Source organism: Sphingobium sp. GW456-12-10-14-TSB1, from assembly GCF_059424385.1.
Genome location: NZ_JBWKZI010000002.1, coordinates 797444 through 821341, shown reverse-complemented (window position 1 = coordinate 821341; position 23898 = coordinate 797444). Strand labels below are relative to the sequence as shown.

Genomic DNA, 23898 nt, shown 5'->3' with positions numbered 1-23898 from the left:
CCTCCGCCCCGACGCCCCCGAAGTCGTCACCTTGCGTAGCGACTTGCGATCTGCTCCTGCGCCGCGGCGGCGAGTTGCCGGATCTGATCGGCATTTTCGGGTGCAGCGGCGGTGACGGCAATCTCGAAAGACGGACGGTTCTGAACCCGCTTCCACCATTGATGCAGGCGGGGCCCTTCTGCCTCAGGGAGCAGCAGTCCCAGCAATTCCATTCGCGCAAGAAACGGCGTCAATGCTGCGTCGGCGAGGCTATAGTCGCCCAAGAGGAAATCGGTAACCAGGCTCCGTTCGGCTTCTTGCTGCAACGCTGAGGATCAGCGTGCAATAGGCACCCCCTTCGTGGGGTGATCGGCGTGCAAAAAGGACCCCTTCATCCCGGGGATTTAGTCGGCCGACTGGTTTTGATCAGTTGGCGAGAACGGGATGTTGATCGTGGAGACAGTGGTTCGGATTCGGCGTGAGCATGCAGCGGGTAAGGCGATCAAGGCGATCGCTCGTGACCTTCGTTTGTCGCGGAAGGTCGTCCGCAAAGCGATCCGGTCGCCGGAGGCGGCGTTCAACTATCAGCGCAAAGTCCAGCCGCTGCCGCGGATCGGTCCTTATCAGGATCGTCTCGATGCGCTGCTTGAGGAGAACGAAGGTCGCGGCCGCCGCGATCGGCTACGGATGACGCGTATCCATGACCTGCTGGTGCGCGAGGGGTTCGATGGATCCTATGATGCGGTGCGCCGCTATGCGGCGCGCTGGCGTGCTGCGCGGCGGAAGGATGCTGGCGAAGGCGCACCGGCGTTCATCCCGATGACCTTCCAGCCGGGTGAGGCCTACCAGTTCGACTGGAGCCACGAGGATGTGGAGATCGCCGGCAAGCCGATGCGGGTGAAGGTGGCGCATATGCGTCTCTGCGACTCGCGCGCACCCTATGTCCGGGCCTATCCGCGCGAGGGCCAGGAGATGCTGTTCGATGCCCATGCCCGGGCGTTCGCGTTCTTCGGCGGTGTGCCGCGACGCGGTATCTACGATAATATGAAGACGGCGGTGACGGCCGTGTTCACCGGCAAGGAGCGTGTGTTCAACCGCCGCTTCCTGATCATGACCGATCATTACATGGTCGAGCCGACCGCCTGCTCGCCGGCGGCGGGATGGGAGAAGGGCCAGGTCGAGCAGCAGGTCCAGACAATCCGAGGCCGCTTCTTCCAGCCGCGGCTCCGGTTCGCCAGCCTGGCCGAGCTCAACGGGTGGCTGGAGGCCGAGTGCCGGCGCTGGGCCGAGCATCATGCCCATCCCGAACGCGGGGATATTACCGTCGCCGAGGCGCTGGATATGGAGCGACCGGCCCTGCAGCCGATCCTGGCACCGTTCGACGGCTTCCATGAGAGCGAGCATGCCGTCACCGGCACCTGCCTCATCAGCTTCGATCGCAACCGCTACTCGGTCATGTCGACGGCCGCACGCCGGACCGTTCAGGTGCGCTCCTATGCCGATCGCATCGTCATACGCTGCGGCGATGCGATCGTCGGGGAGCATGAGCGCCACTTCGGTCGGAACCGCACGATATACGATCCCTGGCATTATCTGCCGGTCCTCGCGCACAAGCCCGGCGCGCTGCGTAACGGCGCACCGTTCCAGGACTGGGATCTGCCGCCCGCCCTGCACCGATTACGGCGAAGGCTCGGCACCGGGGACGAGGCCGATCGCAGGTTCGTGCGGGTCCTCTCGGCGGTGCTCACCGATGGCCTGGAGCCGGTAGAGGCTGCCGTGCGCGAAGCGTTGGCGAACGGAACGGCCAGCGACGAGCTGATCCTCAACATCCTCTCCCGGCGCCGCGAGCCGGCGACACCCCACAGCATCGTCACTTCGGAAGACCGGATGCTGCAGCATCCTCCGCTCGCCGACTGTGCCCGCTATGATCTGCTGCGAGGCTATGATGCAGCGGCATGATATGATCGACACGATGCGCGGCCTCGGACTCAAGGGCATGGCGGCGGCGTTCGACGAGGCGGTCACCACCGGCCTCCAGCGCAAGCGCACCACCATGGAGATACTGACCGACCTGCTCCGTGCTGAGGCGACCCACCGGGATGCAGCCTCCATCCGCTATCGGATGACGGCTGCGAGGCTGCCCGTGGTGAAGGACCTGGAGCGGTTCAGCTTCGAGGGCACACCGATCAATGAGGAGATGATCCGCTCCCTTCACGATGGCTCCTTCCTCCCGCCTCGCCGCAATATCGTGCTGGTCGGCGGCACGGGGACAGGCAAGACCCACCTCGCCATCGCGATCACCGCCAATGTCGTGCGAAGGGGCGCTCGCGCCCGCTACTTCAACACCGTCGATCTGGTGACACGCCTCGAAGAGGAGACCCGGATCGGCAAAGGCGGGACCCTGGCGGCGCAGCTGTCGCGGCTCGACCTGATCGTTCTCGACGAGCTCGGTTATCTGCCGTTCGCCCGCTCGGGAGGGCAGTTGCTGTTCCACCTCATCAGCAAGCTTTATGAGCGGACCAGCGTCATCATCACCACGAACCTCGCCTTCGGCGAATGGCCGACCGTGTTCGGCGATCCCAAGATGACCACGGCGCTGCTCGACCGCGTCACCCACCACTGCGATATCGTCGAGACGGGCAACGACAGCTGGCGCTTCAAAAACCGCAGCTGACAGCCACCTTCGGCGCCTTCAAAAATCTATCTTGCGCTGCGCGCGCCTCCGGTCGGGCTACGCCCGCCCTCCGCCGCACGCAGCGCAAGGCCATCTTCAACAAACCAGCATCATATTATCTGAAAAGGGGGTCCCTCTTCGACGCCGATCGGGGGTCCCTTTTGAACGCCGTTTGACATATCATAGTCCGTGACCGTTCAGGCGGGCTCCTCGCCCGGTTGACAGGTTGAATTGGCGGTTGGGATGGTTTTGGCACAAGACTTGTGCGTTGGCGCACTCTGCTGCCATTCGCTGTTGGACTTTTCCCCGGACCTTGCGTGCCTGATCTCGCTTGCATTCCAGGCAGAGCCGCGGCACCCAGCGCCCATGGACATAGAGAAAGATCTGGAAACTACTCTCCTCGGCCCCGTCCTCTCAAACCGGGATTGCGGCGATTGCACGATCTGCTGCACCGTTTTGACTGTCGATACGTCCGATTTCCAGAAGCCGGCTGGCAAAAGCTGTCCTCAACTCACCGCTCAAGGATGCAGTATTCATGCCGTGCGTCCGCATATTTGCCGGACCTGGTTTTGTGCTTGGCGCAGGATCGCCGACATGCCGGACGAAGCCCGTCCCGACCTGTCCGGCATCTTGGTGTCGCTCGATTTCGTCCGCCAACCTCGAAATTGTTTCGAAGGCGTGTCCATATTGGTTCGCCTGCTGCCTGGCAGCGATGCCATAGAAAATGGCATAGCCCGATCCATTCTAGACAGGCTTTGCGATCGGTTGGTGCCTGTCTGGTTTACTGACGGCGCCAAGAAGATGCTGATGCACCCCGAAAATGATGTCGCCACCCTCGTCATATCAGGCGCCGCAGCGCCTGCACATTTGAAAGACGAGGTGGCGGCCTGGCGAGAGCGATATGCAGTGTTCGCTACCAAGGCATAGCGAAAGGGCGGCATTGCGACGGAAAGCCAGCACAAGAGATTGAGGGGGGCACTCCCCGCCATCAAACAGCGGCCGCTTTCAGCGCAGCGTAATTTTGCAGGCTGCCACGCGGACGCTGCCGCAAGGAAAGCCAGCGTTTCCTGCATTACTTGGCCACCGGTCGGTGGAAAATAGCTGAGCTTGACCACAACCGTGCGGCTGGCAGGATCAATATAGACATATTGGCCCTGCAAACCAATCGCCGAGTAAGCAGGCGAATTGGCCATGGTCCACCACTGATAGCCATAGCCGCCTTCAGGCCCTTCCCGCTCGCCAGCCGGCGTCTGCCCCGCCTTGACCCACTGCTCGCTGACGACGTGCTTGCCATTGGCCATGCCGCCATCGAGCATCATCTGCCCAAAACGCCCCCAATCGCGCAAGGTGGCGTTGAAGCCTGCACCACTGAACTCGCGGCCCGTGCCCGGCTGACCGTCCATGATATAGAAGCCGTCCGCCTCCGCTCCCAGCGGCTCCCATAGCTTTCGGGCTGTGTAGGCGGCCACCGACCCCCGGCTTACCCGTTCGATCAGCCAGCCGAGCACAGCGGTATCGATGGTTTTGTAGGCGAAGACCTCCCCTGGCTTCGATCTGCGCCTGATGGTGCGTGCAACATCGGCAAAGCGTACCACATTTTTCACCAGCGCGTTGATGTGGTTGCTCGCCGCGATACCTGGCTTGGCGAAGTCATAGCTCTCTTCATAATCCACGCCAGAGCGCATCTGGAGGATCTGGCGAATGGTCACGCCTTCATAACCGCCCCCCTTCAATCAGGCAGGTATCGGGTGATGTCGTCATCAATCGACGAGATCAAACCGTCCTCCAGCGCCGCGCCTACCAGTATCGACGTGATCGACTTTGTCATCGACCACCCCATGAAACGGGTGTGCTCGTTCGAACCGTTGCGATATATTTCCGAGACGATCCGTCCGTCCTTCAGGACCAGCAGTGCGTTGGTATAGGTCCGCTCCAGCGCTTGCTCGGCCGAATATGTCGTACCGCCGAACGAATATGTGAAGTCCATTGGCCGCTCGACCTTCGGGAACCTCCATGGCGCGCCCGAGTGGGCCACCGTCCGCGTGGTGAACAGTTGATCCATATTGCGAAAGGCAAAACTGTTCACGTCGCCATCGTTCATGTGCCAACGCATGATCTGCGTCGCCACTGGCACATCCGATTTCGCGCCGGCCTGCAATGGAACAGGCAATTCCTGCTGCGCGTGGACCGTGGCAGGTGCGACCAGCAGGCCGAGCAGGACCGCCACCTCCAAGCGAAATCCAAATGTCATTGCATGCTCTCCTTCAAACGATGCCGCATCCTTGCGGTCAGGCCGAAGCCATTGCTTCCAAGGCCGGAATGGCCCGCTCCGCCGCGGCGACATAGCGGTCCAATGCCTCGTCCAATTCGGCATCGCTGATGATCAGGGGCGGCGAGAATGCCGTCACCGGCATCCACGGCAATGCCCTGGTCAGGATACCCTCGGTCCGCGCATGGCCCGCCACGATCTTGTGGCCAGCCATGCCCGCAAAGTCTCTTTTCGCAGCTGGATCGGCCATATATTCGACACCAGCCATCAAGCCTACACCGCGGATGTCACCGACGAAAGGATGGTCCTTCAACCGGCTCCTCAGCCCCGCCAGCAGTCGCTCGCCTTTTGCCGCGACCGGGCTGACCACGTCCTCGCTCTCCATGATGTCGAGCACGGCCAGCGCAGCGGCGCAGCAGACCGGATGGCCGGAGTAAGTGAAGCCGTGCATGAACGCACCAGCCGTAGCGGATGTGTGTTCCAGTACGTCCCAGATCCGGTTGCTGATGATCGTCGCGGACAGTGGCAGGTAGGCGCTGGTGATCCCCTTGGCGAGATTGACGATATCTGGCTTGAGGCCATAGTGCCCAGTCCCGAACCAGCTGCCGGTCCGCCCGAAGCCAGTGATCACTTCGTCAGCCACGAACAATATCTCATGCTCGGCCAGCAGCTTCTGAACACCCTCGAAATAGCCGGTCGGCGGAGGGATCACGCCGCCCGTGCCCATCACCGGTTCCGCCCAGAATGCCGCGATCGTGTCTGGCCCTTCGCGTTCGATCGTCGCACGCAAGTCGGCGACCAACCGAGCAGAAAAGTCCGCCTCGCTCTCGCCTGGGCGCGCGCCGCGATAATGATGCGGTGCCTCCACATGGAGCACGCCAGGCGCAGGCATGTCGAACGCCTTGTGATATGCGTCGATGCCGGTCAGGCTGCCGGCGGCATAGGTCAGGCCATGATACGCGCCTTGACGTGAAATGACCTTCTTCTTCAGCGGCTTGCCGATAAGATTATGGTAATAGAGGACCAGCTTGTAAGCCGTGTCATTGGCGTCCGATCCCGACGAACCAAAAAACACGCGCGCCATTTCCGGCGCTTTGGCGCGCGTACGGAACAGGGTCAGCAACCTGTCGGCCAGTTCGATGGCTGGCACTGATGCCGCGCCACCGAACAGATGCTGGAAGTTCAGGCTGCGGGTCGCTTCGGCAATCGCGTCGGCCACTTCGCTGCGACCATAGCCAATGTTCACGCACCACAGGCCAGCGCCCATGTCGATATAGTCGCGGCCATGCTCGTCGGTGACGATGCTGCCCTTGCCCTTGGTGAGGACGAACGGGCCAGCGCTCGCATTGTCGGCGATCGAGGTGACCGCGTGAAACAGGCTGCGCTGGTCCTTCATGGCGAGAGAGGCGTTCATGCTATGCTCCATAGGGGGAAATAGGGCGGGTTTTGGTCTTGCATCGGACCGTTTCGTCATGTTGTCCCAGCGCCGGCGCAGGGACATTCAATTGCAGCGCTGCGTCACTGAAGCGAATGGGCGTGCGGACGCCGCTCGTTCCGCCCGGAAGGTCGATCCGCAGGCCCCTGGCCAGCACCTGCGGATCATCGAAAACATCGTCGAGCGCATTGATCGGGCCAGCGGGAATGCCAGCTGCTTCACAAGCCGCGAGAATATCCTGCTTCGTCCGGCCCGAAAACGCTGTTTCCAGTTCAGCTATCAGCCTGTCGCGATTGGCGACACGCGCCGGGTTTGTGGCAAAATCAGGATCGGATGCCAGTTCGGCGCGGTCGACAATCTCGCACAGGCGGGCAAACTGGCCGTCATTGCCGACCGCCAGAATGAAGTGGCCGTCGGCAACAGGGAAAGGCTGGTAGGGTGCCAGATTGGGATGGGCATTGCCCATGCGTCGGGGCGCGACCCCACTGACGAAAAGGTTCTGCGCCTGGTTGGCCAGCACGCCCACCATCGAATCGAGCAGGGCGATATCGATATGCTGGCCCTTCCCGGTGCGCTCACGCAGCGACAGAGCGGACTGGATACCGATCACCGCGTAGAGCCCGGAGATTAAGTCGGCCAGTGCGACGCCGATCTTCTGCGGCGGACCATCAGGATCGCCGGTCAGGTCCATCATGCCGCTCATGCCCTGCACGATGACGTCATATCCGGCGCGGGCGGCATAAGGGCCGGTCTGCCCGAACCCGGTGATGGAGCAATAGACCAGAGCGGGATGGTCCTTTGCCAGCGTCTGGTAATCAAGACCGAAGCGGACCAGCCCGCCCACCTTGAAATTCTCGATCACAATGTCGGCATCGGCGATCAGGCACTTTACGAAGGCGAGGTCATCCGGCTTGTTGAAATCGGCCAGAACGCTTTGTTTGCCCCGGTTGCAGGCATGAAAATAGGCAGCGTCAACCTGCCCCTCCTCATTCTCGACAAAAGGCGGTCCCCACTTACGCGTGTCGTCCCCTTGCGGGCTTTCGACCTTGATCACTTCTGCACCCAGATCCGCTAGCGTCTGGCCAGCCCACGGCCCCGCCAGGATGCGGGCGAGCTCAACGACTTTGACGCCAGCTAGGGGCAAGGGACCGCCCGACATGCCTAGAATGCCGCCAGCCCGGTGATCGCTCGACCCAGGATAAGCGCATGAATGTCGTGCGTGCCTTCGTAAGTGTTCACGGTTTCCAGATTCTGCGCGTGGCGCATCACCTGATACGCCTCGCTGATGCCATTGCCGCCGTGCATGTCGCGGGCCAGCCGGGCAATGTCCAAAGCCTTGCCGCAATTGTTGCGCTTGATCAGCGAGATTAGATCAGCGCCGGCGGTGTTTTCATCCAGCATGCGGCCGGCACGCAGCGCTGCTTGAAGCCCAAGGCCGATTTCGGTCAGCATGTCGGCCAGCTTCTTCTGGAAAAGCTGGGTTTGCGCCAAAGGTCGCCCGAACTGGCGACGGTCGAGGCCGTAACGCCGCGCCTGATGCAGGCAGAATTCGGCAGCCCCCATTGCCCCCCACGCGATCCCGTAGCGGGCGCGATTGAGGCAGCCGAACGGGCCCTTCAGCCCTTCGATGTCAGGAAGCAGCGCATCCTCATCGACTTCCACATTGTCGAGCACAATCTCGCCGGTGATCGAGGCGCGCAGCGAGAGCTTGCCTTCGATTTTCGGAGCGGAAAGGCCTTTGGCGCCCTTTTCAAGAATGAAGCCGCGGATCTTGCCATCGTGGGCATCGGACTTAGCCCAGATGACGAAAACGTCAGCGATCGGCGCGTTGGAAATCCACATCTTCGACCCCGACAGGCGATAGCCCGACGGTGTCCTGACCGCGCGGGTCTTCATGCCCGACGGGTCGGAACCGGCGTCAGCTTCGGTCAGGCCAAAGCAGCCGATCAGTTCGCCGCGGGCAAGGCCGGGAAGGTAACGCTGGCGCTGCGCCTCGCTGCCATAGGCGTAGATCGGATACATAACGAGCGAGGACTGCACGCTCATCATCGAACGGTAGCCGGAATCAACACGCTCGACTTCGCGCGCGACCAGGCCATAGGCGACATAAGATCCGCCCAGGCCACCATAAGCCTCCGGAATGGTGACGCCAAGCAAGCCCTGCTCGCCCATTTCGCGGAAAATGGCGGGATCGGTGGTTTCTTCACGATAGGATGCAATGATGCGCGATTGCAGCCGGTCCTGCGCATAGGCGCGGGCCGCATCGCGGATCATCCGCTCATCCTCTCGCAACTGGTCTTCCAGCAAGAACGGATCTTCCCATGAAAATGGGGCAAGTTGTCCGTTGTGGTTATGAGCGCCGGTCACGCGGCAATGCCTCCCAACAAAACATATTTGAGTTCGAGATAATCGGTGATGCCGTGGCGCGAACCTTCGCGACCAAGGCCGGATTCCTTCATACCGCCAAAGGGCGCCACTTCGGTCGAGATGACCCCTTCATTGACCCCGATAATGCCATATTCAAGCTGCTCCATGACCCGCCAGATGCGGGCCATGCCGCTGGCGTAGATATAGGCGGCAAGGCCGTATGGCGTGTCGTTGGCGATCGCTACTGCCTCAGCTTCCGTGGCGAAACGGATGACCGACGCCACAGGGCCGAAAATCTCCGACCGGGCTATGTCCATGTCCGGCGTCACGCCGGTCAGGATCGTGGGTGCGACGAAATTCTCGCCCGCCGGATGGCTGACGCCACCCGTGGCAAGGCTGGCACCTTCGGCGACAGCACCATCGATTAGCGACCGCACCTTGGCCACCGCGCGACGGTCGATCAGTGGGCCGATCTGCGTTTCGGGATCGGCGCCATCGCCCAGCCGAAGGGCTGCGACCCGCCGCACGAACCGCGCAAGGAAAGCATCATAGATCCCATCCTGCACCAGAATGCGATTGGCGCAAACGCACGTCTGCCCGGCATTGCGGAACTTCGCGACCATGATGCCGTCGATCGCCTTGTCAAGATCGGCATCGTCAAAGACGATGAATGGCGCATTGCCACCCAGTTCCATGCTGGTGCGCTTGACCGTGCCCGCACATTGTTCAAGCAGCAGCTTGCCAACAGCGGTCGATCCCGTGAAGCTGAGTTTGCGGATCACCGGATGAGAGCATAGCAGCTTGCCAACCCCTACCGGATCGTTGGTCGGAACCACACGAAACAGGTTTTCGGGAAGCCCGGCTTGAAGCGCGAGATACTCCAGCGCCAGTGCACAAAGCGGCGTGGCTTCAGCCGGCTTGAGGATCATCGGACAGCCTGCGGCAAGCGCGGGGCCGACCTTGCGGGTGATCATCGCAATTGGGAAGTTCCACGGCGTGATTGCGGCCGTGGTGCCGATACCTTGCGTCAGGGTCAGGACGCGCTTGTCGGGGGCGAAAGTCGGCGTGATCTCGCCATAGATCCGCTTGCCTTCCTCGGCATACCATTCGATGAAACCCGCTGCATAGACCACTTCCCCCGCGCTTTCCGCCAGTGGTTTGCCGCATTCAGCGGTGCAGATCGCGGCGAGCGCATCCTTGTGCGCGAGCATGAGATCGAACCAGCGGCGCAGGATGACTGCGCGGTCCTTTGCGGTCCGGGCGGTCCAGGCGCGGCCCGCCATGTCGACCACGGGCACCAGAGCCTCGACCTCCGCCGCAGACCATGAGCGCACAGTCGCGATAACCGCGCCGCTGGCCGGATTGCTGACGGCAAGACCATGCGCGGCAACGCCATGTGCGAAAAGTTCAGCTTGGATCACGTCTTCAGCCCTTGGCCGCTGCATCTGCGATGGCGTGGCAGGCGGCAAAATGCAGTTGATCGACCCGGTTCTCGTCCTCATGGTCCTGCCCGAACGCGGCGTAGGCGGTGGTCTTGGCGATCACCACATCCTTTGCGGGGTCCACCCAGATCATCTGGTGATACACGCCAAGAGCGCTGTAGGCACCGCTATTGTCGGGTATCCACCACTGATAGCCATAGCCCCAGGGGTAGGTTGATGTCGCCCGCTCGCCGGGCTTGAGGTGGTCCTTGGTCGCTGTCGAACAGGCTTCGATCCAGCCAGCGGGCAGAAGCTGCTCGCCGTCTGGAGAAAGGCCGCCGCGAAGCATGAACTGCCCAAGCTTGGCCATGTCGCGCAGCGTAACTTGAAGGCCCATGCCAGCGGCTTCCACGCCCTTGCCGTCGATCAGGAAGAACGCATCATCCTCCATGCCGAGCTTGTCCCAGACCTGATGCTGGAGATAGTCGGTCAGCGACTGGCCGACCGCGCGGCTCACGACCATGCCCAGAACATGCGTATCGCACGTATTGTAGCGGTTGAACGTCCCCGGTGCATGTTCACGCGGCAGCGAGGCGCAGACCGCGTCGAACGATGCCGGTTCGAGATAGGCGGCGGCAAAGCGCGCGATGTCGGAATGGGGATCGCCATAATCCTCGTTCCAACGCACGCCGGAGGACATCTGGAGAATATCCTCTATCCGCACCCCTTCATAGCCCGAACCCTTCAGTTCAGGGGCATATTTGTCGGCGCGATCGTCAAGGCTGGCAATATATCCATCGCGCAGCGCACAGGCCACCAGCGTGGAAACGAAGCTCTTGGTGCAGCTGAAGATCGCGACCTGGGAGTCGGCGCGGTTGCCTTCCCAATAATTCTCATAGACCTTCTCGCCCTTGTGCAGCACCAGCAGGCCGGTGGTCGTCACATCGTCTAGGAAGGTTGCAAGGTCGTGGGTCTGGCCGCTGGCTTGAAAGGTTTTCGGCAGCGAAAGACCCTGCTTTGCCGGCGGAAATGGCCGCGCGTGATCTGCGCGGTTTATACGGCGGCAAGGCGTAACACTCGCCATGCGGCGGAAATGATCTGTTTGAGGTGTGCCTCGGAACAGGCCGGTGTCGCGGGTAGTCCAAACCATGCTACTGGCCCTTGTTAGTGAGTGCGTCTGATGCGGTCAGGTGAGTTGGCGGCCAGCCCAAGGGCAATTACCGCCAAGACAGCCATGCCAAAGCCGACCAGATAGGCAGGTTCGACAGACTGTTCGGACACGAATAACGAAGAAACAAGCGGGCCAATACTCAGGCCCACCATCTGTGCAGCCGCCGTGAGGTAGAGCGCGTGATGTTTGCGCTCGATCTCGCAGATCAGCTTGATCGACAATGGCAGTAACGCAAGCCAGCAGGCGCCCATCAGGACATTGGCCAGAACGAATGACACAGCGCCCATGGGATGCCCCAGCCAGTATATTGCCCCTGCAAGCATGCTGCTGCCGATCATGAGGCTTTTGCCTGACGGCAACCTGTAGCCGACAAGCGCGATCGCGGTAGCACCGGCGACCTGCGCAAGAATGCCAAGCGATGCCGAAAGCGCCAATGGTTGCGCACCGAGATTGGCGGCACGAGCGGTGGATTCAAGAAACACCCATGCGGAAAGCACACCGGCATTCTGCAATATGATGCCCAGGAGCACGAGCCAGGTCGCAAAGGGCCATGAGCGCCAGCTGCTGACCGGCGCGGCCATGGCTTCAGGCTTGTGCCCTACTGCAAAGATCATCACCAGGCCGAACAGGCCAAGACCCGCCATCAGCATGAATGGCCCCGGCGTGCCATAGACAGGCAAAATCACCGTTGGAATGATGTAGGACACGATGGCGATAACGGTATTGGACACAGCCAGAAACAAGGCGTTCATGCGATCGGGATTGCCGGTGTGGAACAGGACCACGAACGCTCCGGCGAGCACGCCGCCCTCTGCAAGCCCGCACAGCAGGCGCACAAGCAGCAGCCCTGTCGAATAGCCTGCATAGGGCGTCGCCACGTTGCAGGCGACAATCAGCGCCGCCAGAACGGCAAGCTTGAGCCGGAAGAAATTTCCCGTCAGCCATCCTGGCAGTATCGCCGATGTCAATGCCAATCCGGCTGTTTCCAGCCCGGCAATCTCGCCAAGCCTGCTCTCGCTCAACCACCCGGCTTCGACCAACGGGCCGAACGCGAGTGGCTGGAGCGAGAGGATGGCGACGGCGCAAATGCCATATCCGATGGCCGCAGCGACATCTATGCGCCGTTTGGCAGGGTCGGGCGATTGCCCGCTCACCACCTGTAGCCCAGCGCGACACCAACCGAGCGCGGCTCACCTTAGGTACGGTAGAAGCTTCCTACGCCGTCGTTGCCAGCGTCCGTGATATAGGCCTTTTCGAACAGGTTCTTGCCCCACACGGCGAGTGACCAACCGGATTCATCGGCCAGCGTGATGCGACCATTGGCAACGCCATAACCCGGAACGCCGCGCAGCGCTTCATCCACCGCAGTCTGCCCAAAGCGCAGACGCGACCGGAAGTTATAGTCGCCCGCAAAGGTCAGGCTACGTCCTGCGCTCAACTCTGCGCGGTAGCTGGCCGAAAGGATGCCGCTCCAGGTCGGTGCATAGTCGAGCCGCTGACCTTCCCAAGGAATGACCTGATTATCCAGCGAGAAGAATACCTTGTCGCTGTCGGTAATCTTGGCCTTCAGATAGCCGACCGACGCCGCCAGCCGCAGGCCGCGCGCCGGCCGCGCCACAACTTCGAGTTCGGCGCCAAAATTATAGCCGTTACCGATGTTGGTCAGACGGAACGCGAACTGACCCGGTGTCAGGGTGCTAGGAAGCGTGGTGAAGGCCTGGATATCGTCATGGTCGTAATAGAAAACCGACCCGTTCACTTGTAGCGTACGATCAAGCCATTCGGTCTTGAAACCGCCCTCGAAGTTGAGGACGAACTCCTCGCCATAAGGCAGCGTATCTTCGGGTGTCTGCGGGAAACCGCCCGGTACGCCGCCCGACTTATAGCCGCGCGAGATGGTTGTGTAGAGCGTGGCGGTATCCGTCGGGCGGTACGATAGCGTTGCCGAACCCGTCCAATGATCGCCAAGTTTATAATCACGGTCGATGTCGCCAACCGGGATAAGGTCGATGCCACCTGGCGCGGGGAAGCTGGTGATCTTGCGGAAGCCGGTACGACCGTTGCGATATGTGGTCTTTTCATCGGAGTAGCGAACCGAGCCGCTGAAAGTCAGTTCCGGCGTGATGTCATAGTCGAACTGACCGTAAATGCCCCAATAGCGGGTCTTCTGGTTATAGGTCACATCAAGGAACAGGTCCTGATAGTCGACACCGAAGATCGGGTTGAATGTATCGAACAGGAGTGGATTGTCGGTCCAGTTAAACTCCTTGAACTCGTTGAACCGATAGTTGGTATAAACCACGCCACCCTGCCAGCGGAAGGCGCCACTGGACGAGGATGCGATGCGCAGTTCCTGGTTGAAGTTGCGCAGTCCGGCCTGTTCGGTCCAACCCCCAAGGTTGAGCTGGCTTGCGTCATAATCGAAAGCAAAACCGAAATCGAAGCGCGTCAGTCCGGTGATCGACGTAATGGTGACACCGCCAAGATCAGCCGAGAGGTTGAGCGTGGCCGAAAGTTCTTCATTGTTGAGGCGGTTCTCTCCCTGGGAAAGGACGCGCTTGCCGTCTTTGCTTTGCGCTCCCGCGCCAGCCAGCGACGGGTCGATGCTCTGGGCCAGCGTGAGGCAATTGGCCTGATCGAGCCGCCCTGCGAGCAAGGCATCGCAAAAGTCCGGACCGGTCGGCGAATAGGCCCCGGACGCTGTTGCCAGCACCGTGTCACTCTTGTCGCGCGCGTAAAAGACCTTCAACTTTGCAGTAAGCGGGCCGATCTCGGAACGGAGCAGTCCGCGCACCGCCAGACGATCAGGCTCGCCCCATTTTCGCCCGCCGGCCAGGCTCTTCTGCCATCCGCCGCCGAAGCTGCCATCGTTAAGTACGGAAAGCCGGAACGCCGTATTCTCCCCCAGCGAAAGCGATTGCGCCGCTTCGATGCGGTAGCGGTTCCACGAACCATAGTCGACATTCACATAGCCGTCCGTGTCACCGGGCTTTGGCTCGTGCGAAATGATCTGCACGGCACCGCCCACAGAATTGCGGCCATAAAGGCCGGCCTGCGGGCCTTTGAGCACTTCGACGCGCTGGAGGTCAAAGATGCCGCCCGCTCCAAGCACTGTCGAAGGCTGATAGACGTCATCGATAAAAATGGAGGTGGACGGGCTGTTGTTGACGTTGAAATCGAACAGCGAAACCCCGCGGATCGTCCAGTTGGGCTGGCTGCCCCCCTTGTCCTGATAAATCTGCGTGTTGCTGACCTGGGTTCCGATTTCGTCGATGGTACGGATACGCTGGTCGCGCAAGGCCTGCCCGGATACGGCCGTGATCGCGATCGGCACATCCTGCAGATTCTGCTCCCGCTTCTGTGCGGTTACCACGATCGCGTCGCCATCGGTCGGCGGACTAGTTTGCGCAAAGGCCGGGGTGGCAAGCAACGCGATCAGCGAGGCTGAGGTGGTAAGACGAAGTCGCATGTCATTTCTCCCCGATTAGTTTTTGGATTTTTGTTGGTTGCTAAATGCCCAATTTGTCCCGCAATCCATAATACCAGGACCCAATGACGCAGTATGGCACGCGCAATAGCTTGCCCCCTACGAACGGAATGTAGGGAAGCCGCGCGAACACATCGAACTTGGTGAGTTGACCGTCGATCGCTTCGGCCAGCCGGCGGCCGAGCATCTGCGTGGTGGTCACGCCATGGCCGCTGTCACCTTGCGAATAATATACGCTGTCGGACACGCGCCCCACTTGCGGATAGCGGGTCATCGTCAGGGCGAAATTGCCCGCCCACACAAAGTCGATCTTCACGTTCCGCAATTGCGGGAATGTCTGCAGCAACTGCGGCATGATCTTGGCTGTGATATTGGCCGGATCGATGCCGCCATAGACCGATCCACCGCCATAGATGATCCGGTGATCGGCGGTCCTGCGATAATAGTCGGGAATGTAGCGTGTATCCTCGACCGCCGCATTGGCCGGGAAAAGTTCGTCCAGCAATTCCTTGCCCAGGATTTCCGTGCCGATGATCTGGCTGGATACCGGCAGGATGCGGCCCGAAAGGTCCGGCGCGGCGTCACCAAGATAGGCGTTGCCGCACACCAGCACCTTATTGGCTACGATATGCCCCTGCGCAGTATGGACAACGGGCCGAGCCGAACGGTCGACCTTGGTCACGCGCGACTGTTCAAAGATGCGCCCGCCCAGTGCCTCAAATGCTGCCGCTTCGCCTAGCACATAGTTCAGCGAGTGCATGTGGCCGCCGCGCGGATCGTAATAGCCACCGACATAGCGATCGGAGTTGACGACCTTGCGGATTGCATCGCCTTCCAGCAATTCGACGTCGGTATAACCGTGGCGGTGCCATTCCTCCACGCGACCACGCAGGAAGCGCATGTGCGCATCGTGCATGCCGACAATGCTGTTTCCGTCGCGCAGGTCACATTCGATGCCATATTTTGCAACACGTTCGCGAATGATGTCCGATCCTTCGCGCGCAATTTCGCCAAACTGGCGCTCCGCCTCCGCGCCATAATGCTTGCGCACTTCGGAAAGCTGGCGGCTGTAACCGTTGACGAGTTGGCCGCCATTGCGACCGGAAGCCCCCCAGCCCACCCGTTCGCCTTCAACCACGATGACGCTATATCCGCGTTCGGCAAGTTCAAGCGCCGCCGACATGCCGGTGAAGCCCGCACCTACGATCGCCACGTCGCACCTTTCCTCGCCGCGCAGCTGCGGGCGTTCGGTCACGCGATTGGCGGTTGCGGCATAATATGAGGGCAGGCCGGCATAGGGCTTGCGGATCGGCGCATGTTCCATCGATCAGACCGTTTCTGGTTAGCTTTTAGAACCGCACGACAACCGTGCGGCTGGGAATAAGTTTGGCGGCAGAACGATCCGGACCCACGACTGCGTGTGGCATTTAACGGACTTCGTCACAGTAGATCATGGATCGTTGCATACTGCTATAATGTGATCACATATTAAGACATCCTTTGGTTGTCAACACCCATAGCGATGCGATAGAGGCGGGATGTTGGCATCACATTTTCCCGTAGCCGTCTGTTTGAGGTGAAAAAATTGTCTAGGATCGCCGAGATTGAGCCGGTGGACCAGGATGCTGCGGTCGACGTCGTGACTGTGCAGCAACGGGTTTACAGCGAGTTGCGGACCGACATCCTGCTCGGCCGGATCGCACCCGGTGAACCGCTAACGATTCGCGGCCTGGCCGAACGACTCGGCGTAAGCGCCATGCCCATCCGCGAAGCGTTGCGGCGTCTTGCCGCGGAACGCGCCGTCGAACTGCTTGGCAACCGGCGCATTCGCATTCCGGTCATGTCGCCCGAGCGATTCGATGACCTGCTGGCGGCGCGCATAGCGCTGGAAACAGAGGCTGCGTCGCGGGCGCTGGGATATGTGGACGATGCCCTGATCGCAAAACTCGTCGAGTATAACGATGAAGTCGATGAGGGAGTCAGGATCAGGGACTATGATCGATGGCTGGCTGGCAACTTTGCTTTTCACCGCACGCTATATTCGGCACAGCCCGATTCGGTGTTCGTACCGTTGATAGAATCACTCTGGCTGCAGATCGGGCCGTTCCTGCGCCAGGCATTGGTATATATCGGGCCTGAATTCACGGTAGATCGCCATGCCGAGGCGCTGGACGCCGTGCGCGCCCGGAACCGGATGGCCCTTCGCATTGCTATCGAGGCCGATCTTCGCGACGGCATCACCCACATCGGCAATGAACTGATGCGCTTCAATGCCGCAGCAGCAGCGAAGGATAGCAAGCCGCGAAAGCGCGGCTAACGACCGGCACTGATCAAGGGTTCAGCAATCGGAATATCGACAGCTGTACCGCCGGCTTCTCGGCAGTACCGCCCTGCCCCACGGTTCCGGTGAAAATATAGCGATTGAGCCATTCGTAGCGACCGTCGGGTGCCTCCAACTGCGGAGTCGTCACCGCATAAGTTGCAGGCCAATCCCCGCTGGCGCTGTACCAAAGACCCTGATTTAACACATGAATCTGGACGCCGTCCGTAGTTTCCATGAAATAGTCGGCGGATAGTTCCCAATAGGCGTCCCGACGCAGGAGCTGCCAGTCGAAGCCGCCCGGCAAAATGCGACCGCTCATCTCCGGGCCGGAGAATGTGCCGCCGATGATCGGCACGCGAAAACGATCGCCCCGTATCGTCTTGCCCATCGGAATGTCCTTCTCAAGCTCCACCGTGGCGTCGTAAATCCACTCCGGGCGCGGCGCAGGTCGCGCTTTGCCGTGCGCCATGCCAGCCGAGGCAGCAGGGGCCGCGCCCGACGCACCGGCACTGGCAGCAAGCAACGATATGCCGCCTGCGCCTGCCGCCGCCATCATCCTTCGCCTCGTCAATTGGGCCATGACATCCTCCTTGTGATCACTAACACGACAGTTGCGGTTGCAAACGGGTTCGAGCTGAGGCAGGATAATGTGATCACACCTTGAGGTCTATAATGAAAAATATCCTTCTGATGGAAGGCAGCAGCCAGCCCGCACGGGAACGCGCCGCGCATCTTGGGCAGGAGACGACGGCTGAAGTCTATGTCCGGGCTTTGCTTGCCGAAAACCCGAACTTGCAGATCGATGTCCTTTACGGCGCCGACGAAGGCGCGCAGCCGCCTCGCTCGCCTGAAAATTATGCGGGCTTTGTCATCTCCGGCTCTGCCCTGCACGCTTACGACAATGAGCCGGACGTCACGCGCCAGATCGACTGGGTGCGGCGCGTGGCTGACGCAGGCCTGCCGATCCTTGGCAGTTGCTGGGGGTTGCAAATTTGCGCGGTCGCGGGGGGTGGCGCGGTCGAGCGCAACGACGCCCATGCAGAGATGGGCTTTGCACGAAAGATCGTCCCAACCACCGATGGGTTAGGCCATCCTCTCCTTACCGACCGCGCCAGCGCGTTCGATGCGCCATGCATTCACTACGACCATGTCTCACGCCTTCCTGAAGGCAGTGTCTTGTTGGCCAGCAACAGCCGCTGCCCGGTCCAGGCCGCCGTCATTCCCCTTGGCAGGAGCATCGCCTGGGGCGTGCAATATCATCCTGAGTTCGACCTCCCGCATCTTGCCGAAATATACGAAGGCTATGGCGACGACATGGTGGGCGGGCAATTCTTCGATACCCGCAATATGCTCGACAGTCACATCGCAGACTTGCGGATCGCTGCGGAAGCCGCGGTCGACGCACCCGTGGTCTGGCGGCTCGGGATCGACACCGACATTCTCGATGGCAGCATCCGCCGCACTGAACTGCGCAACTGGCTGCGCCATCTCGGCGAATAGCAGCAAAGGGTCGCATGCCATGATTACTCCAGATGACGCCTTGGCGCATGTGTCGCTGCTCGTGCATAGCCTGCCTCCGCAGCCGTTCGTCGACGGCGCTTTCCGCGCAACGGCGCATGGCGAAACGCTGGACAATGTCAGCCCGCGCGATGGCACCAGCATCAACCGGATTGCGCGGTGTACCACAGCAGACGTCGATCTTGCCGTGGCGAATGCGAAAGCGACTTTCGATGCCGGACAGTGGCGCCACATGGCTCCGCGCGATCGCAAGCGCCTCCTGCTCCATTTTGCCGACCTGATCGAGGCGCAGGCGGAGGATTTTGCGCTGTTGGAATGTATCGATACCGGCAAGCCGATCAGCGCCACGCGCAGCTTCGACATTCCACAGGCGATCAACACGCTGCGCTACTATGCCGAGGCGATCGACAAGGTCTATGGTGAGGTTGGCCCGTCACCCGCCTCCCGTCTGTCTTATGCCGTGCATGAGCCTCTTGGCGTGATCGGCGTGATCGTACCGTGGAATTTCCCGCTTCATCTGGCGATGTGGAAGATCGCGCCCGCACTGGCGACAGGCAACACCCTTGTGATGAAGCCGTCCGAACTCACATCTCTGACTGCGCTCAAGCTCGCCCGGACCGCGATTGAGGGGGGCCTTCCCGCAGGCGTGCTCAACGTCGTGACGGGCCTTGGGCACGAGGCAGGCGATGCTCTGGCGCGGCATATGGACGTGCAACTGATTGCCTTTACCGGTTCCGAACGAACGGGCCGACAATTGCTGCGTGCGGCTGCCGATAGCAACCTGAAGCGGGTCAGCCTCGAACTAGGCGGCAAGTCGCCGCACATCGTCTTTGCCGACTGGCAGGATCTGGATATGGTGGCCACCCAGGCCGCCTGGGGCATCTTCTATAACCAGGGACAGGTGTGCACGGCAGGCTCACGCCTGCTGGTGGAGCGTGCGGTGATGGAGACGGTGCTCGATCGCGTGACCGCCGTTGCCAGCAACATCATTCCCGCCGATCCGCTGGACGAAGCGACGAACCTTGGTGCGCTGTCGAGCAAGGGTCATCTCGAAGCGGTCTTGGCACAGGTCGACCGTGCACGGGCGGACGGGCTGAGTATCCTATGTGGGGGGCAGGCCGCACGCACAGATACAGGCGGCTACTATATGCTGCCCACGATCATTGCCGATGTGCCGTCCGACCACCCACTGGCGCAGGAGGAGATTTTCGGTCCACTGTTGTGCGTCACCGCATTCGACACTGACGATGAAGCGTTGAGCATTGCCAACGGCACGCGCTACGGCCTTGCGGCAGGGCTCTGGACGGCCAGCATGAACCGGGCGCACCGCTTTGCCGACGCGCTGGTAGCGGGCATGGTATGGATCAACGGTTGGGACAGCTGCGACATCACTATGCCTTTCGGCGGCTTCCGCCAGTCCGGCTTTGGCCGTGACCGCAGCATCCATGCGCTCGAAAAATATTGCGACGTGAAGGTCATAAGCCACACGTTCGGCTAAGTCAGAAGCCATGCGCCGGCCACTGCCCCCGCGTCGGCGCATCCTAGCGTCAGGACGCGAGCGCCTTTTGAATGTCCTGCGCAAGCTTTGGCATCCAAAGCTCTTTGCGCAGGTTTGCGGCTATATCGGGCCGCATTTCGCGCCAACTCACCAGTTGTAACGACCGTAGGAGCAGGAACAGATCAAGCTGTTGCAGAATGTCAGCCTGCAACGCATGCTGCATTTCGTAGCCTGCAAGAAAATGGTCGCGGATCGATGCGAAGTCAGCATGGCCCCAACTGCTGTGCAAGGCCACGCACATATCGAATGCCAGCCACCCATAGCAGCAATCATCAAAGTCGATCAGACCAAGACGGTCTCCACTGATCAACACATTGTCGAGATGACTGTCGGCATGAATCAGGCCGAACAACGCGCCGTTGGCCTGAAGATCATATAGTCTAGCGGTGGCCCATTCCCGCGCGCTCAACAGCAAGCGTTTTTCCTGATCGTCGAGCAACGCGCTGTCCCAGAAGCGACCCCAGAAAGGCGTTTCGCCCACCAGGCCATCGATGTCGAGCCGATGACGAACGAACCCTGAAGGGATCACCCAATTCCGGGTGTGGGTGTGCAATTCGCCAAGCAGAGCGCCCAGCCTGTGGAACCACGGCCAGGTTTCAGGCCCACGGTCCGATCCGATCCTGCTTTCCAGCGTTTGCCCTTCGTGCCAGATCGTCACCCCGGCATGGCGAAACCCACCGGGATCGGGCGTCGCAATAGGCACATACCAGTCTCCATTTGAGGCCCGTCTTCCAGTCGGTACCATCATCCCCTTGTCGGCCAGGGCCGTTGTCCAGTCACGCTCGGAAACCAGCGTGTCCAGCGCGTGATAGCCCGGACGGTGCAACCGCAAGGCATAGAGTTGACCTGTCTTCGCTTCACGCAGTCGAAACACGACATTTTCGGTCATCGAGATCGGACGCAGTTCCGCAGCCTGGAGGCCGAAGGCATCAGCCGCCGCCTGCGCCGCGTCAGCATAGTGCTCGATCGTCAGCTTTTCAGGCATGGATGGATTTCATGACGACGTCGAACGCATCGAGAAACGCGGCGGCGTCGGCAGCCTGCAATGGCAGCGGCGGGCGGATCTTGACCATGTTGTTGAACGCCCCGTCGATAGAAGTGAGGAAACCATGATCGCGCAGGCGGCACACCACGTCGAAGGCGAGAGGCTTGTCTGGCGCGCCCCCGCCATCGACGAACTCGATCCCGATGAACAAGCCGACACCGCGCACATCCCCTATGCTATCCCAGCGCCCCATGCTCTCCATCAGCCCGGCCTTCAGCGCCGCTCCCACGGTGCGGGCATTGTCGATCATCCCTTCGGATTCGAGCGTGTCGATCACTGCAAGCCCGACCTCGCCCTGCAACGGACTTGCCGCAAATGTGTTGAAGTAGCGGGTTTCTGCGCGGAAAGCTTCGACCAGATCCCGGCGAGCGGTGGTGGCCGCCAGTGGCAGGCCCGCCCCCATGGGCTTGCCGGTGACGACGATGTCCGGGATCAGCCCGACCGCGTCATAGCCCCACCATTGTCCAGTGCGCCCGTACCCCGCCTGAACCTCATCCGCGATGATGAGGCCACCGGCGGATTTCACCTCGTGCATGGCCTTGCCCATGAAACCCTCCGGTATGTCCGGAAGTCCCTCGTTAGCGAGGATCGGGCACAGGATCAGGGCAGCGATCCCTGCGCCTTCGGCCTGTAGTTCATCAATCGCCGCGCGGAGCCGGGCGATATAGGCATCGGCCAACGCTGCCCCCGATAAACCATGTTCGATCGGACGATAGGTTTCGGGAAAGGGTATCGACCGCAGGCCGGCATGGCGTCTGTCGTCCACGCTCAGATTGGTGAGCGCGCCGACAAGCGCGTTATTGCCATGGTAAGTATGGTTCGTGCAGATGATCCCGCGCGCGCCAGTAGCAATTTGCGCCATGCGTAGCGCTACTTCGACGGCCTCGGTGCCGCTGCAACTGAACACGGCGCTTTCGGTGACCCGTTGCAAGGCGGTAAGCCGCTCTGCAAGAGCTATGGCGCTTTCGTGTAGATAGCGACTATGCGTGTTGAGCGTGCCTTGCTGACGCGTCATAGCCTCTACTATGCGCGGGTGGGCGTGGCCGACGCAGGGTACATTATTGTACATATCGACATAACGGCGACCGCCCGTATCGAACAGATACGCGCCTTCACCCCGCGTCAGGTGCAGCGGCTTTTCATAGAATAGTTTCGCTCCACGGCCAAAGGCAGCATTGCGGCGCTTGATCAGGTCGGCAATGGCCTGATCATTCATAGGCTCGTTCACGGCGTTGTTCCCTGTCCGGTGGGCTGGCACCAAAGCGGGCGGATCAGACGGTCTTGAGATACCAGTCGTAATCCAGCGAAACGACTTCGCTGAAGAAGCGATCCTGCTCGACGCGCTTTACGGCGCAGTACATGTCCACGAACCGCGATCCGAGATAATCCCGCAGGATGTCGGATTTATCGAGCGCATCGATCGCTGCGTACCAGTTGCCCGGCACCTGGTGGGGCGAGCTTGCAGCAGCCTTATAGCCATCACCTTCGACCGGAGGGCCGGGATCGACCTGGTTGATGATGCCATGGTGGACACCTGCCAGCATCGCCGCCAGCGCCAGATAGGGATTGGCATCGGCACCTGCGAAACGATGTTCGACATGGCGCGACTTGGGCGGCCCGGCTGGCACGCGCAACGAAACCGAGCGATTGTTCACGCCCCAGATCGGCGCTGTGGGCGCATAGGAATTGGCCCGGTAACGCCGGTAGGAATTGGCGTTGGGCGCGAAAATGCCGAAAGCTTCGGCCTGCGTTTCGCGCAAGCCGCCGATGGCATGACGCATCACGAGCGTGCCTTGTGGATTTTCGCTGGCAAAAATATTGTCGCCTGCATCATCGTTGATGCTGAAGTGCAGGTGCATGCTACTGCCTGCTGAATGGGTGAACGGCTTGGCCATGAACGTGGCTTCCATCCCCATCGTCGCCGCCAGGCCGCGCGCCAGACGCTTGTACATCAGCGCCTCGTCCGCCGCGCGCAGGGCATCGGGGCCATGATGCAGCGTCAGTTCCACCTGGCCCGCAGCATATTCCGAAATCACCGCTTCAAGCGGGATGCCCTGTATGTCAGCCAGACGCCACAGTTCCTTGAAGAAAGGGGCATAGTCCTGAATGTCACGCAGGCTGAACACATCGATAAGTTCGGGCGGGTTCGCCTTGCCCGGCGGTGGTGCCAGGCGCAGCTCGCCACGCGGTCCGCGCACCGGATCGACCAGATAATATTCGATCTCGCAAGCAACCACCGGCGTCAGGTTGATCTCGGCAAAGCGATCAAGCACCCGCTGAAGCACATGGCGCGGATCAAGATCGTTGGGTGTATCGTCGAGATTGTACATAGATGTGATCACTTGTGCCACACCTTCGCCCAGCCAAGGCGCCTTGACCAGCGTCCCTGGAACCGGACGCAGCAAGAAATCGGGATCGCCATTGCCCCAGACCAGCCCGGTCTCTTCGCAATCCTGTCCGGTGACATCAACCACCAGCATGGAGCCCGGCAGCAGCCGCCCATTTTCGTATATGTTAAGCAGTTCCGAGCGTCGCACACGCTTGCCACGCGGCACCCCTGCCATCGAGGTAAAAATGACCTCGATGAATTCAATCTCCGGATTCGCCTCTAGAAATTCCAAGGCATCGGCTGGTTGAGGAATGTTCTGCAT

At 60.9% G+C, this 23898-nt stretch carries 20 protein-coding genes and 1 pseudogene; 6 read left to right on the top strand and 15 right to left on the bottom strand.

What is annotated here, in order from left to right:
* Window positions 1-26: 26 nt before the first annotated feature.
* Window positions 27-305 (bottom strand): glutathione S-transferase C-terminal domain-containing protein, encoded by a 279-nt coding sequence (locus AC07X9_RS20990; RefSeq protein ID WP_017181607.1) that lies wholly within the window; start codon window positions 303-305, stop codon window positions 27-29.
* A 118-nt stretch (window positions 306-423) separates the two neighbouring features.
* On the opposite strand from AC07X9_RS20990, the gene istA reads away from it, so the two are divergent.
* From istA to AC07X9_RS20975, 3 genes are all read left to right on the top strand, one after another.
* On the top strand, window positions 424-1938 hold the full coding sequence (gene istA, locus AC07X9_RS20985; RefSeq protein WP_021238707.1) for an IS21 family transposase: 1515 nt from the start codon (window positions 424-426) through the stop codon (window positions 1936-1938).
* Complete coding sequence (istB, locus tag AC07X9_RS20980) at window positions 1925-2653, top strand: IS21-like element helper ATPase IstB (RefSeq protein ID WP_031304487.1); 729 nt, start codon at window positions 1925-1927, stop codon at window positions 2651-2653. Before istA ends, istB begins: the two co-directional genes overlap by 14 nt.
* A gap of 366 nt (window positions 2654-3019) precedes the next feature.
* The gene (locus tag AC07X9_RS20975; protein ID WP_081490946.1) at window positions 3020-3580 is read left to right on the top strand and encodes a zinc/iron-chelating domain-containing protein; all 561 of its coding nucleotides are present in this window, start codon (window positions 3020-3022) and stop codon (window positions 3578-3580) included.
* Window positions 3581-3798: 218 nt separating this feature from the next.
* On the opposite strand, the pseudogene AC07X9_RS20970 reads toward AC07X9_RS20975, so the two are convergent.
* The 10 genes and pseudogenes from AC07X9_RS20970 to AC07X9_RS20925 form a co-directional block, all read right to left on the bottom strand.
* Window positions 3799-4338: pseudogene (locus AC07X9_RS20970) on the bottom strand (serine hydrolase domain-containing protein); the annotation flags it as partial.
* Window positions 4339-4382: 44 nt separating this feature from the next.
* A complete protein-coding gene (locus AC07X9_RS20965) occupies window positions 4383-4904 on the bottom strand; it encodes a serine hydrolase (protein ID WP_254908170.1) in 522 nt (173 codons plus the stop codon).
* A gap of 37 nt (window positions 4905-4941) precedes the next feature.
* Window positions 4942-6336 (bottom strand): aminotransferase family protein, encoded by a 1395-nt coding sequence (locus tag AC07X9_RS20960; protein ID WP_140159648.1) that lies wholly within the window; start codon window positions 6334-6336, stop codon window positions 4942-4944.
* Between the two features lies 1 nt (window position 6337).
* Window positions 6338-7516: a CaiB/BaiF CoA transferase family protein gene (locus tag AC07X9_RS20955; RefSeq protein ID WP_017183738.1), complete on the bottom strand. Its 1179-nt coding sequence runs from the start codon at window positions 7514-7516 to the stop codon at window positions 6338-6340.
* A gap of 2 nt (window positions 7517-7518) precedes the next feature.
* Window positions 7519-8631, bottom strand: coding sequence for an acyl-CoA dehydrogenase (locus AC07X9_RS20950; protein WP_017183739.1), 1113 nt, complete (start codon window positions 8629-8631; stop codon window positions 7519-7521).
* An 89-nt stretch (window positions 8632-8720) separates the two neighbouring features.
* Window positions 8721-10169: an NAD-dependent succinate-semialdehyde dehydrogenase gene (locus AC07X9_RS20945; RefSeq protein ID WP_017183740.1), complete on the bottom strand. Its 1449-nt coding sequence runs from the start codon at window positions 10167-10169 to the stop codon at window positions 8721-8723.
* Entirely contained in the window at window positions 10150-11295 is a 1146-nt protein-coding gene (locus tag AC07X9_RS20940) for a serine hydrolase domain-containing protein (RefSeq protein WP_495197999.1), read from the bottom strand. The genes AC07X9_RS20945 and AC07X9_RS20940 overlap by 20 nt, the downstream gene beginning before the upstream one ends.
* A 14-nt stretch (window positions 11296-11309) precedes the next feature.
* The gene (locus tag AC07X9_RS20935; RefSeq protein ID WP_017183742.1) at window positions 11310-12470 is read right to left on the bottom strand and encodes a hypothetical protein; all 1161 of its coding nucleotides are present in this window, start codon (window positions 12468-12470) and stop codon (window positions 11310-11312) included.
* A 41-nt stretch (window positions 12471-12511) separates the two neighbouring features.
* Entirely contained in the window at window positions 12512-14785 is a 2274-nt protein-coding gene (locus AC07X9_RS20930) for a TonB-dependent receptor (protein ID WP_017183743.1), read from the bottom strand.
* Between the two features lie 40 nt (window positions 14786-14825).
* A complete protein-coding gene (locus tag AC07X9_RS20925; protein ID WP_017183744.1) occupies window positions 14826-16127 on the bottom strand; it encodes an NAD(P)/FAD-dependent oxidoreductase in 1302 nt (433 codons plus the stop codon).
* Between the two features lie 252 nt (window positions 16128-16379).
* On the opposite strand from AC07X9_RS20925, the gene AC07X9_RS20920 reads away from it, so the two are divergent.
* Window positions 16380-17120, top strand: a complete 741-nt coding sequence (locus tag AC07X9_RS20920) for a GntR family transcriptional regulator (protein ID WP_017183745.1) — start codon at window positions 16380-16382, stop codon at window positions 17118-17120.
* A gap of 13 nt (window positions 17121-17133) precedes the next feature.
* On the opposite strand, the gene AC07X9_RS20915 is transcribed toward AC07X9_RS20920, so the two are convergent.
* Window positions 17134-17706 (bottom strand): DUF3237 family protein, encoded by a 573-nt coding sequence (locus AC07X9_RS20915; protein ID WP_241763668.1) that lies wholly within the window; start codon window positions 17704-17706, stop codon window positions 17134-17136.
* A gap of 92 nt (window positions 17707-17798) precedes the next feature.
* Between AC07X9_RS20915 and AC07X9_RS20910 the strand changes: the two genes are divergently transcribed.
* Together AC07X9_RS20910 and AC07X9_RS20905 are read left to right on the top strand one after the other, a co-directional pair.
* On the top strand, window positions 17799-18626 hold the full coding sequence (locus tag AC07X9_RS20910; protein ID WP_017183747.1) for a type 1 glutamine amidotransferase: 828 nt from the start codon (window positions 17799-17801) through the stop codon (window positions 18624-18626).
* Window positions 18627-18645: 19 nt separating this feature from the next.
* On the top strand, window positions 18646-20142 hold the full coding sequence (locus tag AC07X9_RS20905) for an aldehyde dehydrogenase (protein WP_086486378.1): 1497 nt from the start codon (window positions 18646-18648) through the stop codon (window positions 20140-20142).
* Window positions 20143-20191: 49 nt separating this feature from the next.
* Here the strand turns inward: AC07X9_RS20905 and AC07X9_RS20900 are convergent, their stop codons facing one another.
* Genes AC07X9_RS20900 through AC07X9_RS20890 form a run of 3 tightly spaced genes read right to left on the bottom strand, consistent with a single transcriptional unit; the run spans window position 20192 to window position 23898 of the window.
* Entirely contained in the window at window positions 20192-21187 is a 996-nt protein-coding gene (locus tag AC07X9_RS20900; protein WP_086486379.1) for a phosphotransferase enzyme family protein, read from the bottom strand.
* Window positions 21180-22475, bottom strand: coding sequence for an aspartate aminotransferase family protein (locus AC07X9_RS20895; RefSeq protein ID WP_086486380.1), 1296 nt, complete (start codon window positions 22473-22475; stop codon window positions 21180-21182). Before AC07X9_RS20895 ends, AC07X9_RS20900 begins: the two co-directional genes overlap by 8 nt.
* Before the next feature lie 43 nt (window positions 22476-22518).
* Window positions 22519-23898 (bottom strand): glutamine synthetase family protein, encoded by a 1380-nt coding sequence (locus AC07X9_RS20890; RefSeq protein ID WP_167383168.1) that lies wholly within the window; start codon window positions 23896-23898, stop codon window positions 22519-22521.